The sequence below is a fragment of the Caulobacter vibrioides OR37 genome (assembly GCF_000372645.1).
GTDB lineage: Bacteria > Pseudomonadota > Alphaproteobacteria > Caulobacterales > Caulobacteraceae > Caulobacter > Caulobacter vibrioides_E.
The window spans coordinates 81,829-98,146 of sequence record NZ_APMP01000013.1 but is presented as its reverse complement, the minus strand read 5'-3'; the positions used below and the strand labels follow the sequence as shown (position 1 = coordinate 98,146).

The following is a 16,318-nucleotide window of genomic DNA, read 5'->3' as shown; positions in this document are numbered from 1 at the left end:
GCGAGCACTGAGGCGGCGGGGGGTCACCCCCACCCCTGCCCCTCCCCGCAAGGGGGAGGGGAGGCTCGGAGCATGAGAGTTTAAGCGGCGACCAGTTCGGCCGAGACGGTGGCGAAGGCCCAGTCGAGCCAGGGCGTCAGGGCCTCGAGATCCGAAGCCTCGACGGTGGCGCCGCACCAGATGCGCAGGCCGGCCGGGGCGTCGCGATAGCCGCCGATGTCGAGGGCCGCGCCCTCCTTTTCGAGCAGGCTGGCCAGCTTCTTGGCGAAGTCGGCCTGGGCGTCTTCCGGCAAGGCCGTGATCTTGGGATCCACGACCTTCAGGCACACCGAGGTGTTGGAGCGGATGTCCGGCGTGGCGGCCAGGAAGTCGACCCACGGGGTCTTGGCGACCCAGTCGGCCAGCACGGCCAGGTTCTGGTCGGCGCGGGCCTGCATGGCCTGGAGGCCGCCGATGGACGAGGCCCACTTCAGGGCGTCCAGCGCGTCCTCGACGCAGAGCATCGACGGGGTGTTGATCGTCGCGCCCTCGAAGATGTCGGCGGCGATCTTGCCGTTCTTGGTCATGCGGAACAGCTTCGGCATCGGCCAGGCCGGCGTGTAGCTTTCCAGGCGGGCCACGGCGCGCGGCGACAGGATCAGGATCCCGTGCGCGCCCTCGCCGCCCAGCGCCTTCTGCCAGGAGAAGGTCACGACATCGAGCTTGGCCCAGTCGAGCTCCTGGGCGAAGGCCGCCGAGGTGGCGTCGCAGATCGTGATGCCTTCACGGTCGGCCGAGATGAAGTCGGCGTTCGGCACGCGCACGCCCGAGGTCGTGCCGTTCCAGGTGAAGACCAGATCCTTGGCCGGATCGACCTTGGACGTGTCGGGCAGCTGGCCATACGGAGCGCTCAGCACCTCGACGTCGGGCAGCTTCAGTTGCTTGGTGACGTCCGTGACCCAGTCCTTGCCGAAGGACTCGAAGGCCAGCAGTTGGACGGGACGCGCGCCCAGCATCGACCACATCGCCATTTCGACGGCGCCGGTGTCCGAACCGGCGACGATGCCGATCAGGAAGTCGGCGGGAACTTCCAGCACTTCGCGCGTCTGGTCGATGGCGGCCTTCAGGCGCGCCTTGCCCAGCTTCGACCGGTGCGAGCGGCCGAGAACGGCGTTTCTGAGATTTTCGGGGGTCCAGCCAGGCCTTTTGGCGCAAGGCCCGGAAGAGAACTCGGGACGCGCCGGGCGGATCGCCGGCTTGGCGAGGGTCGTGGTCATAGCGATGTCTCCCATCCTTACAGATGGACTGCATCCCGTTGGGGGGATGTGGCCCGCAGGCGAAAAACCGCGTTTCGGGAGAGATTGCAAGAAAAGATTTTGCGGACCGACGAAGTCATCGTCCGCCCTCGGCAATTATTTTGCGGAGGGGGCCGACCGGCGGCGGGCCATGACCACGCCCGCCAGCAGGCAGACCAGCACGCCAAGGCTCACCAGATTGTTCACGAGGATATAGAAGGCGTCGTAACGCTTGGCCTCCACCAGATAGTAGGCATGGAGGCTGAACTGGACGGCCTGCAGCAGCACCGCGACGCCGAGCCAGCGCGTGGCGTGGCGTAGCGCCAGCATCAGAAGGCCTAGCGCCAGCAAGCCGTCCAGCGCCAAGTAGACGCCTTGAACGAGTTCCTTGCCGTGCAGCAGCCTGGCGAGGACGACGGCGACGAACGTCGCCAGAACCAAGGCCGCGCCGCTCCGCTCCGCCCGGCCGCCCCATCGCCACGCGCCAAGGCAGGCCGCCGCCAGCAGCAGCCAATTAATCCAGAATAACAGTTGCTGATACGCAAACATGCTTCGGGCCTCTAACCTAGATTAGAGGCCCGAAGGTATTAAACTATTGCAATGAGACTTAGATGGCCTCGCGCAGACCGGTCGGACCAGCGTCTTCCGGCTTGATGTCGCCGACCATGCGCGTGCGGAGGCCGAGGCGCAGACGGCTCTCGTCCAGCTGGGCATGGGCATCGACCATGGCCGTGCGCGCGGCGATCAGCGCCTGCATGGCATCGGCGACCTTGACGCTGACGTCATGGCCGAACGTGGCCGACAGGTTCAGATCCTTCCGCGCTTGCAGCAGCTCGGCCATCATCTCGCCGACTTCCACAATCGCCGCGTCCACGGCCGCCTCGGTCGAGACCAGCTTGTTGGCCACGCGTTTCGCAACAAAAACCTTTTCCAAGACCCGCCTCCGTTAATGAAACACTAAAAGTGAGGGTAAATAGATTGTTAAGGGAAAGGCAATCATAAAGTGTGTGTTAGTGATGATTTGTCGCGCGCGCTCGGAACATGGAAGCGAAGCGTTAGGGAGATTGTGGAACGCTACGCCTTGATTGGGTCTCCTCTTGATTGAGTCGACAACGCCGCATGAGCGAAAGTCACAACCATAGCGGGTCCACCCTCGCCCCGTTGCAGGCGAGAATCGCGGGTGTCGCCCTGGCGACGACCGTCCTCGCCCTGGTGGCCGCTTGTTTGTGCTTCATGTTGCAGCAGTGGAGCGTCGCGCGGCAGGAAGCCCGCGCCAATCACGAGATCCTGGCCAAGATGGCGGCCGCCGGCGCCGCCGCGCCGCTGGCCGATCACAACATGGTCGGCGCCTACCGCGCCCTCGAGGCCGTGGCCAAGGCGCCCGGCGTCGCCGGGGTGCGCATCAGCGACGAGCAGGGCCGCGTCGTGGCCCAGCTGGGCCCGGCCGATCTCGCCGACGTCGACACGCTGAGCCGCCCCATCAAACTGGGCGCCCAAAGGGTGGGCACGCTGGTGCTGCTGGCCGAGCATCCCGGCCTCGGCCAGACCCTGGCCCGCGACCTGGCCCTGACCGGCGCCCTGTTCTTCGGCGCCGCGGGCTTGGCGATCCTGTTGGCCAACAGCCTGGCCCGCCGCCTGGCCAAGCCCATGGAGCGCCTGTCCGAGGCCATGCACGAAACCGCCGTCGGCGGGCGCTACAAGCCCGTGGACCAGTGCGCCGACGACGACGTCTTCCACAGCCTGACCGCCAGCTTCAACCATCTGGTGGCGCGGCTGGAGACCAATGACGAGGACCTGCGCGGCGCCATGGCCGAACTGGTCCGCGCCCGCGACGACGCCAACGCCGCCAACGTGCTGAAATCGCACTTCCTGGCCAATATGAGCCACGAGATCCGCACCCCGCTGAACGGCGTGCTGGCCATGGCCGACATCATGGCCATGGGCGAACTCACCGACCCGCAGCGCGAGCGCCTGAGCGTCATCCGCGAGTCGGGCGCCGTGCTGCTCAGCGTCCTCAACGACGTGCTGGACCTGTCCAAGATCGAGGCCGGGCGGCTGGAGATCGAGGACCGCCCGTTCGACATCGTCCAGCTGGCCCAGTCGGTGCGCGAGGCCTACGCCCCCCAGGCGCTGGAAAAGAGACTCGCCTTCGAGGTCGCCGTCGCCCCCGAGGCCCAGGGCCTGTGGCGCGGCGACGCCGACCGTCTGCGCCAGATCCTGGGCAATCTGGTCTCCAACGCCCTGAAGTTCACCCTGGAAGGCGCGGTCGCCGTGCGCTTCGCCTCGGCCGAGGACGGCGACGGCCTGCGCATCGACGTGGCCGACACCGGCATCGGCATCGCGCCCGACATCCTGCCGCGCCTGTTCGACAAGTTCGTCCAGGCCGACAGCTCGACCACCCGCCGCTTCGGCGGCTCGGGCCTGGGCCTGGCCATCTGCCGCGAACTGGCCAACCTGATGGGCGGCACGATCAAGGTGCAGAGCCGCGAAGGTCGGGGCTCGACCTTCACCGTCCTGGTCAGCACGCCGCGCGAGGAGACCCTCACCGAGGTCCACTATATCGACGACGAGCAGCCCTCGCTGGCGGCTGTTCCGCGCGCCCCCTCCGTCGCTCGCCCGCGCGTGCTGGCCGCCGACGACAATCCGACCAATCAGAAGGTGGTCGAGGCCGTGCTGGCGCCGCTGAACGCCGAGGTGACCCTGGTCGCGGACGGCGCGGCCTGCGTCGAGGCCTGGAAGGCCGGCGACTACGACATCGTGCTGATGGACATCCACATGCCGGTGATGGATGGCGTGGAGGCCGCCCGGGCCATCCGCGCCCTGGAAATCGCCGAAGGCCGCGCCCGCACGCCGATCGTGGCCGTGACCGCCAACGCCCTGGCCCACCAGGTCGAGGGCTATCTGGCCGCCGGCATGGACGGCCACGTCGCCAAGCCGATCGAGGTCACCAAGCTCTACGACGCGATCGAGACCGCCATCGCCGCCGCCCGCATGGCCCGGGCGGCTTAGAGCGTGAGGCTGAAAGTGGGAACCGGTTTCAGCTTATCTCACGCTCTAAACAGTCTGTCCGTCCGAGCACGTCTCGAGGCCGAGGCTCAGGCCTCCGCCGTCGCTTCCGTCGCCCGCGTCGTCATCGGGGATTGCTCGGCGGACGTCCAGGGCAGAGCGGCGCGTCCGGCCACGCCCGCCATCAGGTCGAGATAGGCCGCGCCCGAGCGCTCGATGGTGAAGCGCGCGGCCTGGGCCCGCATCGCCGCCACGTCGCGGGGCCATCGCAGGATCCTTTGCATCGCCCCAGCCAGCGCCTCGACGTCGCCGGGCGGGGTCAGGTCGCCCAGCCGGCCGTGGTCCAGCAGCTCGGCCATGCTGACGCAGCAATCGGTGGCCACGATCGGCGTTCCGGCCGCCAGCGCCTCGATGACCACGGCCGGAACCCCTTCGTAGCGCGAGGACAGCACGAAGACGTCGGCCCGCCGCAGCCAATCCGAGGTGTCGGGCACATGGCCGACCAGCTCGACCCGGTCAGCGACGCCCAGCGTCTGGATCAGCTCGGTCAGACGCCCCCGCTCGGGGCCCTCGCCCAGGATCACCAGGCGGTCCCGCGCGCCCGCGAAGCTGGCGAAGGCGCGGATCAGCAGGCCAAAATCCTTCTGCGGATTCAGCCGTCCGACCCCGAGGAAGAGACGCCCGTCGCCGGGCGCGCGCGTCCGTTCGCCGGACGCGATGTCGGCCTGGCGGATGGCCGGATCCTCGACGATGGCCACCCGCTCGGGCGGCAGGTCCAGCGCCGCGATCATCTCGGGGCGCATCGGCTCGGCCAGCCCCACGAAACGCTGGATATGAAGGGCCTGAATCCGAAGCCACAGCCGGTAAAGCGCCCCCATCCAGGGCGAGAAGTCCTTGCGGTCCAGGCTGTTGCTGATCTTGCAGACGATGGGCGGGCAGCGCCGCCCCAACAGCAGCCGCACCAGCACGGCGACGATCGCGTAGGTGTTGCCGGCGCAGAATAGGACGTCGGGGTTCTCGCGCAGGATCGCCGCCGTCAGGTAAGGGACCATCCAGACCGACTCGAAGGCCACGGCCGGCGGAAAGCGCGGCGCGAACAGGTAGCGCACGGCGTCGGAGGCCTCCGCGGCCAGGGGGCCGTCCCGCCGGCCCATCACGGTCACGACCTCGCAGCCCGCCTCCGCCCACGCCCCGGCCAGCCGAAGCGCCACGCGCTCGACCCCGCCCGGCTGGAAGCTGTGCAGAAAGGTCATGATCGCGAGACTGCGCGACGGTTTGAGCGCGTTCATCACCCCTCCGGCGAACGGATCGACATTCCGACTAAGGATCACCCCCAACCGACGAGAGCGGGCCCACGGCCAAGATTACGGACGCTCGACGACGGTTCTGCTGGCGTTGACGCCACCGAGGCTCGGGTCCCTCAAACATGAACGGAACATAACGAGCGGCTCAGAACCGCTTCAGGCGAGGCGTGTTTTCCTGTCCCCATCGTCGCGATCGCCCGCGACACCCCATTTCGAAAGGAACCCGAACCGATGAAGAAGATCCTGATCTCGCTCACCGCGGTCTCGGCCCTGGCGGCCGTCACCCTTCCCGCCGTCGCCTCGGCGCAGTCGCTGTACGATCGACGCGACAATCTGGAGCGCCGCATCGACTGGGGCGTGCGCTCCGGCCAGCTGACGCGCGGCGAGGCCTGGCGTCTGCGCGGCGAGCTGCGCGACACCGCCCGCCTGGAGCGCGACTATCGTCGCGGCGGCTTGACCGGCTGGGAACGCGCGGACCTGGACCGTCGCTACGACAATATCAGCGCCCGCATCCGCTACGAGCGTCATGACAACCAGTACGGCTATGGCTACGGCCGCGGCCCGGGCCGCTGGTAAGCGGAAGGCCTTTAAGCCGGCTCCACCCGGAGCCGGCTCTCGATGACCGTGACGCCGCGGCCGCGCAACAGAACGCGCGCGCCGCGGCTTTCGCATTCCAGGTCGCCGCCCCGGCCGGGATAGGCCTGATGGAACCTCAGGACCGCCTGGCCCAGGCGCTCGCCGAACAGCGGCATCAGGATGCAGTGCGCCGAGCCGGTGGTCGGATCCTCGGGAATGCCGGCGGCCGGCGCGAAGAAGCGGCTAACCACCGCATAGGGCTGGTCCGGATCGGCCAGGGCGACGACCACGGTCTGGCCCGCCCCGTCGCGCGCCTCGCCGGCGATGCGGCCCAGCGCCGCCAGGTCGGGCTTCAGCCCTCGCACCGTCGCCTCGTCCTTCAGCACCGCGATCAGATAGGCCCCGGCCCAGACCTCGGTCGGCGCGACGCCCAGGGCGTCGGCCAAGCCCTCGGGAACGGGCGTCCGATGGGGCGGATCGGCGGGGAAGTCCATCTCCAGCCGCTCGCCGTCGCGCCGCACCGTCAGCGGTCCCGACAGGGTGTCGAAGGTCAGCAAGGGAACGTCGACGCCCATCTCGGCGAACAGCGCGTGGGCCGCCGCCAGGGTGGCGTGGCCGCACAGCGGCGCCTCGCGCGTCGGGGTGAACCAGCGCAGGCCAAAACGCGCCGAATCCTTGGTCTTCAGCAGATAGGCCGTCTCGGCCTGATTGTTCTCGGCCGCCAGGGCCTGAAGTCCGTCATCGGACGGCCAGGCGTCGAAGGGCTCGACCACGCAGGCGGGATTGCCCTTGAACGGGCCGCTGGCGAAGGCGTCGATGGTCCACTGGCGCATGGGGAAACTCCCGCGAAATCCAATGGTCATCGCTGTTATGCGCGGCGGGGGGCCGGCGCAAAGCCTTTATTGTCCCGGTGACAATCGCGCGGCCCGCCGCGCGCCATAGGCTTGAACAGCCCTATTTCATGTTCACCCGGATGTAGGTCACGAACAGCGTCAACGCGAAGGCCGAGAACGCCGCCACGACCAGACCCAGATAAGCCTCTTGTCCGCCCGACATATTCCATCTCCTCTGCAAGGCTGGAGGAGCATCTCGGTTACGCAAACGCCCTGCCTTGACCTGGCTCAAACGGGCTCGGCTATAACGGCGAGAGTCTGTTGGAGCTTTTCAAGCCAATGAAGCCGGCGCGAGGCCTGTCCTCGACCCTGTTCAGCGATCCGCGTCCCACCGCCTATCTGGCCGCCTGCGCGGCGGTGATAGCGACGGTGATCGCGCACCTCTATCTGCCGCAGGCCTTCACCGCGCCGTCGTCGTTCCTGCTGTTCGTGCCGGCGGTGCTGATCGCCGCGGCGCTGGGCGGCCTGGGACCTGGCGTCTTCGCCACCACCTTCGCCTGGGCCGCGGTCTGGTGGGAGACGCGGGGCGCTCCGTTCGACATGGTCAACGGCCTGGCGGCGGCGATCTTCCTGTCGGTCGGCTTCGGCATGGCCATCGGCGGCGGCTGGTTCCACGCCGCGCGGCGACGGGCGACGGCGGTCAATGACCACCTGCGCTCGATCCTCGACACCGTGCCCGACGGGGTGGTGGTCATCGACCGCGCCGGGATCATGACCTCGTTCAGCCCCGCCGCCGAGCGGATGTTCGGCTGGACCCAGGACGAGGTCCTGGGCCGCAACGTCTCGCTGCTGATGCCCGAGCCCTACAGGTCGGCCCACGACAAATACATGGAGCGCTACGCCCGCACCGGCGAGAAGCGGATCATCGGCTCCGGACGCGTGGTGGTGGGGCGGCGCAAGGACGGCTCGACCTTCCCGATGGAGCTTGCGGTCGGCGAGACCAAGGGCGCGACGCCCTCGTTCACCGGCTTCATCCGCGATCTGACCGAAAGCCAGGAGACCGAGACGCGCCTGCAGGAGCTGCAGAACGAGCTGGTCCACGTCTCGCGCCTGACGGCCATGGGCGAGATGGCCTCGACCCTGGCGCACGAGCTGAATCAGCCGCTGTCGGCCATCGCCAACCTGCTGACCGGCTCGCGGCGCCTGATCGACCGAGGCCGCGAGGCCGACCAGGCCAAGGTGCGCGACGCCATCGACCGCGCCGCCGCCCAGGCCTTGCGGGCCGGCGAGGTGATCCACCGGATGCGCGACTTCGTCCGGCGCGGGGCCAGCGAGCGCGCCGTCGAAAGCCTGTCCAAGCTGATCGAGGAGGCCTCGGCCCTGGCCCTGATCGGCGAGAAGGAACGGCAGGTCGACGTGCGCCTCGATCTCGACCCGCGCGCCGACGCGGTGTTCGCCGACCGGGTGCAGGTCCAGCAGGTGCTGCTGAACCTGATCCGCAACGGCATCGACGCCATGCAGGCCTCCGATCCGCGCAAGCGGGCGCTGCTGATCAGCACCGACCAGACCGAGGACGGCTGGGCCAGGATCAGCGTCGCCGACACCGGCCCCGGCATCGCCGAGTCGGTGCGCGAGCGCCTGTTCCAGCCGTTCATGACCACCAAGCCGCAAGGCATGGGGGTGGGCCTGTCGATCTCGCGCTCGATCATCGAGGCGCACGGCGGCCGCATCTGGGCCGAGGCCAATCCCGGCGGCGGCGCCCTGTTCCGCTTTACCCTGCCGCCCGTCGAGGCGCGCATCGCCCAGAAGGAGACCCTCGATGAGTGACGCCCCCCAGGTCGTCCACGTGGTGGACGACGACGAGAGCGCCCGCGAGTCGCTGGCCTTCCTGCTGGAATCCGCCGACTTCGAGGTCGAGTCCTACGCCAGCGCGCCGGCCTTCCTGGACGCCCTGCCGACCGCCAAACCGGGTGTGATCATCACCGACGTGCGGATGCCCGAGATGAGCGGCCAGGACCTGGTGGCCCGCCTGTCGGCGCTGAAGGTGCGTATGCCGATCGTGATGATCACTGGACACGGCGACATTCCAATGGCCGTCGAGGCCATGCGCTCGGGCGTGGCGGACTTCCTGGAAAAGCCGTTCTCGGAATCGCGGATGCTGGACGCCCTTCGGCGGGCCTTCGACCTGGTCGAGGCGCCCAGCGCCGTCTCCGACGACCAGGCGGCGATCCACAAGCGCATCGAGACCCTGTCGGAGCGCGAGCGCCAGGTGCTGGACGGCGTCGTCGCCGGCCACGCCAACAAGGTCATCGCCCGCGACCTGGGCATCAGCCCGCGCACGGTCGAGATCTACCGCGCCAAGCTGATGACCAAGATGCAGGCCGACAACCTGGCGGCCCTGGTGCGGATGACGCTGTCGGCGCGGGGTTAGGCGCGGGTTATCCCGGCCGAGCCGAAGGAAATCGCCGCGACGATCGCCGTCAGGCCGATCGGCAGCGGCCCGTCGAACATCATCGGAATGCCCGTCGCGATCGAGAAGACGTTGTCTGGCGACACTTGCGCGCTGATCGCCATCAGAACCAGCACGAGGCCGAAGATCAGCGCCGACACCAGGCCTCTGAGGACGCGCGACGGCAGGACGGCTCCGACGACGCCAACGCCCATGCCCAGCAGCGCCATAGCGACCAGGAAGGGGACGAGGCCTAGCACGAACACCGCGACCCAGGCGCCGCCCGTCGAGATGTCGCTCCGCGCGATCCGCAACGATACGAACTGGGTGGGGATCGTCCAGAGCAGCAGCAGGCCGCAAACAGCGTGGAACAGACCGACCAGCAGGCCCCGCGCCGCTCCCCCGCCGATGCTTCGGCTGTTTTCCACCATGTTGGAGACCTCGGGAAAACCATTACGATCCGCGCGCGCGAGCACGGCCATCGTCTTTAGCCCGTAAGGCGCCAGGGGGTAAGGCCGCCCTCTAGACCTGGGCGCCGAGGACCTCGGCCAGCCGGCGGCCCAGGGCGTCGTCCAGCAGGGGCTTTTCGACCACCGACACGCCGCGCACGCCCGCGCGCACCAGCCGCTCGGCGTCGCCGGTCAGGACGATGGTCGGACGCCCGCCCACCCGGTGGGGCCAGGAGCGATCGCTGTCGTCGATGACCACGCAGGCGGCGGCGCTGCAGTCGACGCAGGCCATGCAGGCGTCGGGCGCGGCCGGGGCGCTGACGGCGTAGCCTTCCGTCTCCAGGGAAAAGCGCAAGGCTTCCCTCAGCGGCTCGTCGGCCACCAGGAGCAGGATCAAGGGTCGGGGATCCGACAGGTCAGGCCGATCGCACATGGCGCCCAGACTCCGCGCGATCCCGCCGCCGCGCCTTGATCGGCGTCAAAACTCGACGGGTACGCGGACGCGCCTAAGCAATTCCCCTTAGCGAGGCTTCCTTAGGCGTGGTCCACGAATTTCCGCGCGGCGTCCGGGGCGCGATAACCCTCTCAAGCCAAGGGGGTTCTCCATGTTGTCTCCGATCCGCGCCAAAAGCTTTGACACCGATCATCTGTTCGACGCCGCCTTGCCCACGCCGGGCGCCTGCCTGCGGCTGACCCGCGACGAGGAGATCTTCGGCGAGGGCGAGGACGCCGACTACATCTACCAAGTGGTCTCGGGCTCGGTGCGCACCTATCGCATCCTGCGCGACGGCCGTCGCCAGGTGGACGCCTTCCTGTTCGCCGGCGACTATTTCGGCTGGGAGATGGGCGAGGCGCACCGCGTCACCGCCGAGGCCATGTGCGACACCAGCGTGCGGATGATCCGCCGGGGCGCGCTCAGCGACCTGGTGGCGCGTCGCGGCGACGCGGCCCGCGCGGTCTTCCACCTGACCGCCGAGGGCCTGCAACGCAGCCAGGACCACGTGCTGATGCTGGGCCGCCGCTCGGCGATCGAACGGGTCGTGGGCCTGCTGCTCGACATCGCCCAGCGCACCCGCGCCGACGCCGAGATCGACGTGCCGATGGGCCGCCAGGACATGGCCGACTATCTGGGCCTGACGATCGAGACCGTCTCGCGGGCCCTGACCAGCCTGCAGGACGAGGGCCTGATCGCCCTGCCGACCGTGCGCCACGTGGTGCTGAAGGACCGCCGCGCCCTGGAGCGGATGGTTCTCTAGAATATCGCGCGGAGTAGCGGGCGCCCCCTAAACCCCGCCCTCGTCGGCGCGCTCCAAGCCCGCGATCGTCGCCTCGGTCTCGGGTCCGGTCTGGGAGATCGCGCGCAGCATGGCCTGGCGCAGGGCGTAGGCCAGCAGGCCGACCAGGATGGCGGCGTTCAGCACGAACGGCCCCCATCCGACGCGCTCGTAGAGCAGCACGAACAGCGGCGCGACGACGACGTTGAGGCCGTTGATCGCGGCGATCGCGCCCGCCGCCCCGGCCTGGTCGCGCGCGCCGACCGACAGCGAGGCCCCGGCCGTGAAGCCGGGCCGCGCGAAGCCATAGCCCAGGCAGGCGATCGCGTAGCCGATGGCGACGGCGGCGTAGTCCGGGGCGAAGGCGACGACCGCGTTGCCCACCGCCGCGCAGCCGACGCCCCAGCGCATCAGCTCGCGCGGGCCCATGCGGAACATGCGGATCAGACCCCACTGGGCCAGGAGGCCCGCCACCGCCCCAGCCGCCATGGCCAGGGTGATGAAGCCCTGGGCCTTGATCGGCGAAAGGCCCAGCTTGTCGATGATCAGAAAGCCCAGGGTCTGGGTCTGGGCCGTCTGGCACGAGGCGACCAGGAAGCCGAAGATCAGGAACGGCTTGAGGCGCTCGTCCTTCCACAGGGCGACGTCGGAGCCGCCGCCCAGGAACGGCAGGGCCCGTCGGCGGCGCGGCGGCGTCTCGCCGCCCCCGACCGGCTTGAAGGTCTCGGGCAGGCCGCGATGCACGACGAACAGCATGACGGCCGCCAGCACGGCGAAGGCGAACATCGGCCCGGCCAGGGTGACGATCGGCAGCACGAACAGCGGCGCCAGCAGCGGCCCCACCACCGTGCCCAGGCCCGTGGCCCCGGCCAGGGTGGCCATGGTCTGGGTGCGCTCCTCGCGGCTGGTCCGCTCGGCCATATAGGCCTGGGTCGCCGGGTTGGCGGCCGAGCCGAAGCCGCCGAAGATCGCGCGCGACAGCAGGAACAGCACGAAGATCACCATCGGCGCGGCCACGTGGCGCAGGCCCGCCGAGACGACGATGGCGCACAGGCTCATCGACAGGCAGAACCCGCCCAGGCCCAGCAGGATCAGCGGCTTGCGTCCTCGGATGTCGGACTGTCGCGCCCAGATCGGCGAGGTGATCGCCCACAGCACCGCCGACAGCGAGAAGATGGCCGCGACCATGGCGTCGGGAATGCCGATCTGCCGGCCGATGGCGGGCAGCACCGACAACATGCCCGTGTTCCCCAGGGCGGTCGCCACGGACACGCCGAAGAGAATGGCGAATGGGCCTCGGTTGTCCCGGGCCTCTTGAGTCTCCCCTGTCATCAAACAACCGTTAGACCTACCCGCGACAGGGCGCAATCCGTCGCGGCCATCGCGGCCTTATGGTCGCGCAGGGAACCTTGGATTAATCATTAAATCCGATGATGCGCCGTCATTCGCGGGGTCGGCTAAAGCACCATGTTCCAGATCATCGGCATTGTCCTGCTCTTCGGCCTGGTGTTCGGCTCGTTCATCATGTCCGGCGGCAAGATGGACGTCATCATCGAGGCCGCCCCGCACGAGCTGATGTGTATCCTGGGCGCGGGCATCGCCTCGTTCCTGATCTCGAACTCGATGACGACGATCAAGGCCACGGCCGGCGGCTTCGGCAAGATCTTCAAGGGCCCCAAGTGGAACGCGGCCGACTATCGCGACCTGTTGAGCCTGCTGTTCCTGCTGACCAAGACGATGAAGTCCAAGGGCGTCATCGCCCTGGAAAGCCACATCGAAAAGCCGCACGAGAGCACGATCTTCGGCCGCTACGCCAAGATCACCCACGACCACTTCGCCGTCGACTTCATCTGCGACACGCTGCGGATGATGACCATGAACCTGGAAGATCCGCACCAGGTCGAGGACGCGATGGAAAAGCAGCTCGAAAAGCACCACCACGAGGCGCTCGAGCCCGCCCACGCCCTGCAATCCCTGGCCGACGCCCTTCCGGCGCTGGGCATCGTGGCCGCCGTGCTGGGCGTGATCAAGACCATGGGTTCGATCACCGAGCCGCCCGCCGTGCTGGGCGGCATGATCGGCGGCGCCCTGGTCGGCACCTTCCTGGGCGTGTTCATGGCCTATGGCCTGGTCGCGCCGTTCGCCCTGCGCCTGACCTCGGTCGTCAACGAGGAAGGCGCCTTCTACAAGATCATCCAGGCGGTGCTGGTGGCCCACCTGCACGGCAACGCCGCCCAGATCTCGGTCGAGATCGGCCGCGGCAATGTCCCCTCGCCGGCCCAGCCCAGCTTCGCCGAGCTGGAAGAGGCCCTGTCGCAGATGCCGAACGAATAAGACTCCCCGCGGCCTTCGCGGGCCGAGAGGTCGCCTGATCACGGCCCCGTGAAGTCCTGGCTTGCGCGGGCTTTCGAACCGGTATTCCCTTCGCTGAAGGCCGCCGCGAGGGCGGCCGTCGCCAGGGGAAACCTCATGAGCTCCACCGTTCTTCGCAAGTTCCTGATCGCCGGCGTGGCCGTCGCGGCCCTGTCGCTGGCCGCCTGCGGCAAGAAGGACGCCGCCGAGGGCGACAGCGCCGCCGCCAAGGCCGCCGCCGCCGACGCCAGCACCGTGACCGACGCCGCCTCGGCCAAGGACCAGGCCGCCGCCGACGCCAACAAGGCCGCCGCCGACGCCGCCGCGGCTCCGGCTGCGCCGCCCGCCGACAGCATGGCCGCGGACGCCGCCGCCACCGGCGCCACCTCGGCCCCCGCCTCCGCGCCCGCCGACGCCCCGGCCAAGAAGGAAGAGGCCAAGAAGGACGCCCACTAGGGACGCCCCACCCGGGATGGCGGCGGCGTCGCCATCTCGGTTGGGAACGCCGTTATGGGCGGCCCGAGGCGATGGTCTGGGCGGGTTGGGTTTCCGTCCTTATTTCAACCGTCATCCCGCGCTTTATGCGCGGGACCCATTTGTCCGCCGCAAGTGCAGCGCGGAACTAAGCGCTTAGGTGAAAGCTGAACCATGGGTCCCGCGCATAAAGCGCGGGATGATGGGCGGTAGGTGAGCGCTGAATATCCGAACGCCCGCCCTGGCTCGTGAAAAGCCATCACCGCCAGCGCCGAATGCGGACCCTCGGACCATTCCCGCCCGCGCGTGATGAAGGGTGGAAATAAGATCCCCTACCCATCAAAGCGGGAAGAGACAGACCGCCCAGCGACCGCCCTTTTCCGTTGACGCCATGCCCGCCTCGGCGCTCTAGCAGCGGCATGAGTTCCAACGTCTCTTCCGATGGCTCGCCGCTGGTCTGGCGCGAGGACGGACTGCCGCAGTCGAGTCTTTACGGCGACGTCTATTTCTCCAGCGTCGACGGCCTGGCCGAGACGCGGGCGGTGTTCCTGGCCGGCTGCGGCCTGCCCGAGCGGTTCGGCGCCCGCTTCACCGTCGGCGAGCTGGGGTTCGGCTCGGGACTGAACATCGCCGCTTTGCTGGACCTGTGGCGGCGGGAAAAGCCGGCGGGGGGGCGGCTGAACATCTTCTCGATCGAGGCCCACCCGCTGACGCGCGACGAGGCCGCGCGGATCCTGGGCCACTGGCCCGAGCTGGGCGAGGCGGCGAAGGCGCTGCTGGACCACTGGCCCGGCCGGGCCCGGGGCTTCCACCGGATCGACCTGCCCGGCTTCGGCGCGGTGCTGGACCTGGCCGTGATGGACGTGGTCGAGGCGCTGGAGGCCTGGGACGGGGCGGCCGACGCCTGGTTCCTGGACGGCTTCTCCCCCGCCCTGAACCCGGCCATGTGGCGCGACGAGGTGCTGGCCGCCGTCGCCGCCCGCTCGGCGCCGGGCGCGCGGGCGGCGACCTTCACCGTGGCCGGCGCGGTGCGGCGGGGTCTCGCGGCGGCCGGCTTCGAGGTCGCCAAGCGCCCGGGCTTTGGCCGCAAGCGCGAGCGCCTGGAGGCCTGGGTGCCCAGCCAGGCCGCCGGCGCCGCGCCCCCTCCGCCGAGGACCCTGGCCGTAATCGGCGGGGGGATCGCCGGCGCCGCCCTGGCCCGCGCGGCGCGCGCGGAGGGTCTGGAGGTCGTGGTCGTCGACGATCCGGACGCGGTCGCCGCCTCGGGCAACCCCGCCGCCCTGGTCACGCCGGCCCTCGACGCTGGCGGCGGCCCGCGCGCGGCCCTCTACGCCCAGGCCCTGGCCCGCGCCGCGAGCCTGTACGCCGCGCTGCCCGACGCGGTGATCGCGCGGGGCGTGCGGCAATTGCCCCAGACCGAGCGCGACCCGGCCCGCTTCGCGACCGTGGCGGGCCAGGACCTGTTCGAGCCGGGAACCATGACTCTGGACCAGGACGGCGCCCTGGCCATGGGTTCGGCCCTGGTCATCGCGCCGCCCGTCGTGACCGCCGCCTGGACCGGGGAGGTCCTTCGCCGCCGGGTCGCCAAGCTGGAGCGCGACGGCGCGGGCTGGCGGCTGCTGGACGCGGCGGGCGAAACGATCCTGGGCGTCGACCGCGTGGCCCTGGCGACCGGCGCGGCGATCGCCGACCTGGCCCCGGACCTGGTCGTCCGCCCGGTGCGCGGCCAGGCCAGCTGGACCGCCGGTCCCTCCACGCCCGCCGTCGCCTTCGGCGGCTACGCCGTTCCGACGCGCGAGGGCGTGTTGTTCGGGGCGACGCACGACCGTGACGACACCGCCACCGACGTGCGCTCCGAAGACCACGCCCGCAATCTGGAGACGCTGCGCAAGGGCCTGCTCGGCCTGGCCGCCCGGCTGGACGGCGCCGCCTTCGAGGGCCGCGCGGCGGTGCGCGCCACCACGCCCGACCGACTGCCGCTGGCGGGGACCAGCGACGACGGCCTGATCGTGCTGGCGGGCCTGGGCTCGCGCGGCTTCTGCCTGGCGCCGCTGCTGGCCGAGCACCTGGTCGCCCGGATGCTGGGCCGCCCCTCGCCGCTGCCGCGCCAATTGTCGCACCTGGTCGAACCCGGCCGTTTCGACTCGCCTGCCCGGCGATACGGCGTATAGTTGAACACGGTTATCGGAGCGCTCGGGGCGGTCGCTTGTCGCCTCGCACGTTCCACCCCACGCGGCCGGCGCCCCCGGCTTCGTCGACGGCGGACCTCCGCCCTCTTGGTTCCGCCGGATCGGACGCTCCCGACGCCCCATCGGGAGCGTCTTTTC

Annotated in this window: 16 protein-coding genes and 1 pseudogene; 8 read left to right on the top strand and 9 right to left on the bottom strand. The window is 69.6% G+C overall.

What is annotated here, in order from left to right; all coding sequences use genetic code 11:
- Positions 1-80 precede the first annotated feature (80 nt).
- The 3 genes from OR37_RS11770 to OR37_RS11760 form a co-directional block, all read right to left on the bottom strand.
- Positions 81-1,256 carry a phosphoserine transaminase gene (locus OR37_RS11770; RefSeq protein WP_004619966.1) on the bottom strand — a complete coding sequence of 392 codons (1,176 nt, stop codon included), beginning with the start codon at positions 1,254-1,256 and terminating at the stop codon, positions 81-83.
- Positions 1,257-1,391: 135 nt separating this feature from the next.
- Positions 1,392-1,823 (bottom strand): hypothetical protein, encoded by a 432-nt coding sequence (locus tag OR37_RS11765; RefSeq protein ID WP_004619964.1) that lies wholly within the window; start codon positions 1,821-1,823, stop codon positions 1,392-1,394.
- Positions 1,824-1,881: 58 nt separating this feature from the next.
- Entirely contained in the window at positions 1,882-2,208 is a 327-nt protein-coding gene (locus OR37_RS11760) for a hypothetical protein (protein ID WP_004619963.1), read from the bottom strand.
- A gap of 185 nt (positions 2,209-2,393) precedes the next feature.
- On the opposite strand from OR37_RS11760, the gene OR37_RS11755 reads away from it, so the two are divergent.
- Positions 2,394-4,283 (top strand): ATP-binding protein, encoded by a 1,890-nt coding sequence (locus tag OR37_RS11755; RefSeq protein WP_004619961.1) that lies wholly within the window; start codon positions 2,394-2,396, stop codon positions 4,281-4,283.
- Between the two features lie 86 nt (positions 4,284-4,369).
- Here the strand turns inward: OR37_RS11755 and OR37_RS11750 are convergent, their stop codons facing one another.
- Positions 4,370-5,569 carry a glycosyltransferase gene (locus OR37_RS11750; RefSeq protein WP_004619960.1) on the bottom strand — a complete coding sequence of 400 codons (1,200 nt, stop codon included), beginning with the start codon at positions 5,567-5,569 and terminating at the stop codon, positions 4,370-4,372.
- A gap of 246 nt (positions 5,570-5,815) precedes the next feature.
- Here OR37_RS11750 and OR37_RS11745 point away from each other — a divergent pair, with 246 nt between their 5' ends.
- Positions 5,816-6,160: a hypothetical protein gene (locus tag OR37_RS11745; protein WP_004619959.1), complete on the top strand. Its 345-nt coding sequence runs from the start codon at positions 5,816-5,818 to the stop codon at positions 6,158-6,160.
- Between the two features lie 11 nt (positions 6,161-6,171).
- Here the strand turns inward: OR37_RS11745 and OR37_RS11740 are convergent, their stop codons facing one another.
- Positions 6,172-6,993 (bottom strand): PhzF family phenazine biosynthesis protein, encoded by an 822-nt coding sequence (locus OR37_RS11740; protein WP_004619957.1) that lies wholly within the window; start codon positions 6,991-6,993, stop codon positions 6,172-6,174.
- A gap of 339 nt (positions 6,994-7,332) precedes the next feature.
- On the opposite strand from OR37_RS11740, the gene OR37_RS11735 reads away from it, so the two are divergent.
- Positions 7,333-8,820, top strand: coding sequence for a PAS domain-containing sensor histidine kinase (locus tag OR37_RS11735; protein ID WP_004619955.1), 1,488 nt, complete (start codon positions 7,333-7,335; stop codon positions 8,818-8,820).
- Positions 8,813-9,424: a response regulator FixJ gene (gene fixJ, locus OR37_RS11730; protein ID WP_004619954.1), complete on the top strand. Its 612-nt coding sequence runs from the start codon at positions 8,813-8,815 to the stop codon at positions 9,422-9,424. Before OR37_RS11735 ends, fixJ begins: the two co-directional genes overlap by 8 nt.
- Here fixJ and OR37_RS11725 read toward each other — a convergent pair.
- Together OR37_RS11725 and fixT are read right to left on the bottom strand one after the other, a co-directional pair.
- Positions 9,421-9,924: a hypothetical protein gene (locus tag OR37_RS11725; RefSeq protein ID WP_035017300.1), complete on the bottom strand. Its 504-nt coding sequence runs from the start codon at positions 9,922-9,924 to the stop codon at positions 9,421-9,423. The genes fixJ and OR37_RS11725 overlap by 4 nt on opposite strands.
- A 40-nt stretch (positions 9,925-9,964) precedes the next feature.
- Positions 9,965-10,324 (bottom strand): oxygen-responsive sensory/signaling system negative regulator FixT, encoded by a 360-nt coding sequence (gene fixT, locus OR37_RS11720; protein ID WP_004619949.1) that lies wholly within the window; start codon positions 10,322-10,324, stop codon positions 9,965-9,967.
- A gap of 172 nt (positions 10,325-10,496) precedes the next feature.
- On the opposite strand from fixT, the gene fixK reads away from it, so the two are divergent.
- The gene (gene fixK, locus OR37_RS11715; protein WP_004619947.1) at positions 10,497-11,147 is read left to right on the top strand and encodes a transcriptional regulator FixK; all 651 of its coding nucleotides are present in this window, start codon (positions 10,497-10,499) and stop codon (positions 11,145-11,147) included.
- A gap of 27 nt (positions 11,148-11,174) precedes the next feature.
- Here the strand turns inward: fixK and OR37_RS11710 are convergent, their stop codons facing one another.
- A complete protein-coding gene (locus OR37_RS11710; protein WP_004619945.1) occupies positions 11,175-12,497 on the bottom strand; it encodes an MFS transporter in 1,323 nt (440 codons plus the stop codon).
- A gap of 135 nt (positions 12,498-12,632) precedes the next feature.
- Between OR37_RS11710 and motA the strand changes: the two genes are divergently transcribed.
- Both motA and OR37_RS11700 read left to right on the top strand, forming a co-directional pair.
- Entirely contained in the window at positions 12,633-13,499 is an 867-nt protein-coding gene (gene motA / locus OR37_RS11705; protein WP_004619943.1) for a flagellar motor stator protein MotA, read from the top strand.
- A gap of 135 nt (positions 13,500-13,634) precedes the next feature.
- On the top strand, positions 13,635-13,973 hold the full coding sequence (locus OR37_RS11700; RefSeq protein ID WP_004619941.1) for a hypothetical protein: 339 nt from the start codon (positions 13,635-13,637) through the stop codon (positions 13,971-13,973).
- Positions 13,974-14,083: 110 nt separating this feature from the next.
- Here OR37_RS11700 and OR37_RS22125 read toward each other — a convergent pair.
- A pseudogene (locus OR37_RS22125) lies at positions 14,084-14,167 on the bottom strand (hypothetical protein); the annotation flags it as partial.
- Between the two features lie 243 nt (positions 14,168-14,410).
- Here OR37_RS22125 and mnmD point away from each other — a divergent pair.
- Positions 14,411-16,162, top strand: a complete 1,752-nt coding sequence (mnmD, locus tag OR37_RS11695; protein ID WP_004619940.1) for a tRNA (5-methylaminomethyl-2-thiouridine)(34)-methyltransferase MnmD — start codon at positions 14,411-14,413, stop codon at positions 16,160-16,162.
- Positions 16,163-16,318: the final 156 nt, after the last annotated feature.

What these genes read in the sequence shown, in the direction of transcription:
- motA (WP_004619943.1), top strand. Translation starts at nt 12,633, where the DNA reads ATGTTCCAGATCATCGGCATTGTCCTGCTCTTCGGCCTGGTGTTCGGC.
- OR37_RS11765 (WP_004619964.1), bottom strand. Translation starts at nt 1,823, where the DNA reads ATGTTTGCGTATCAGCAACTGTTATTCTGGATTAATTGGCTGCTGCTG.
- fixK (WP_004619947.1), top strand. Translation starts at nt 10,497, where the DNA reads ATGTTGTCTCCGATCCGCGCCAAAAGCTTTGACACCGATCATCTGTTC.
- OR37_RS11710 (WP_004619945.1), bottom strand. Translation starts at nt 12,497, where the DNA reads ATGACAGGGGAGACTCAAGAGGCCCGGGACAACCGAGGCCCATTCGCC.
- OR37_RS11735 (WP_004619955.1), top strand. Translation starts at nt 7,333, where the DNA reads ATGAAGCCGGCGCGAGGCCTGTCCTCGACCCTGTTCAGCGATCCGCGT.
- OR37_RS11745 (WP_004619959.1), top strand. Translation starts at nt 5,816, where the DNA reads ATGAAGAAGATCCTGATCTCGCTCACCGCGGTCTCGGCCCTGGCGGCC.
- fixJ (WP_004619954.1), top strand. Translation starts at nt 8,813, where the DNA reads ATGAGTGACGCCCCCCAGGTCGTCCACGTGGTGGACGACGACGAGAGC.
- OR37_RS11740 (WP_004619957.1), bottom strand. Translation starts at nt 6,993, where the DNA reads ATGCGCCAGTGGACCATCGACGCCTTCGCCAGCGGCCCGTTCAAGGGC.
- OR37_RS11700 (WP_004619941.1), top strand. Translation starts at nt 13,635, where the DNA reads ATGAGCTCCACCGTTCTTCGCAAGTTCCTGATCGCCGGCGTGGCCGTC.
- mnmD (WP_004619940.1), top strand. Translation starts at nt 14,411, where the DNA reads ATGAGTTCCAACGTCTCTTCCGATGGCTCGCCGCTGGTCTGGCGCGAG.
- OR37_RS11770 (WP_004619966.1), bottom strand. Translation starts at nt 1,256, where the DNA reads ATGACCACGACCCTCGCCAAGCCGGCGATCCGCCCGGCGCGTCCCGAG.
- OR37_RS11750 (WP_004619960.1), bottom strand. Translation starts at nt 5,569, where the DNA reads ATGAACGCGCTCAAACCGTCGCGCAGTCTCGCGATCATGACCTTTCTG.
- fixT (WP_004619949.1), bottom strand. Translation starts at nt 10,324, where the DNA reads ATGTGCGATCGGCCTGACCTGTCGGATCCCCGACCCTTGATCCTGCTC.
- OR37_RS11725 (WP_035017300.1), bottom strand. Translation starts at nt 9,924, where the DNA reads ATGGCCGTGCTCGCGCGCGCGGATCGTAATGGTTTTCCCGAGGTCTCC.
- OR37_RS11755 (WP_004619961.1), top strand. Translation starts at nt 2,394, where the DNA reads ATGAGCGAAAGTCACAACCATAGCGGGTCCACCCTCGCCCCGTTGCAG.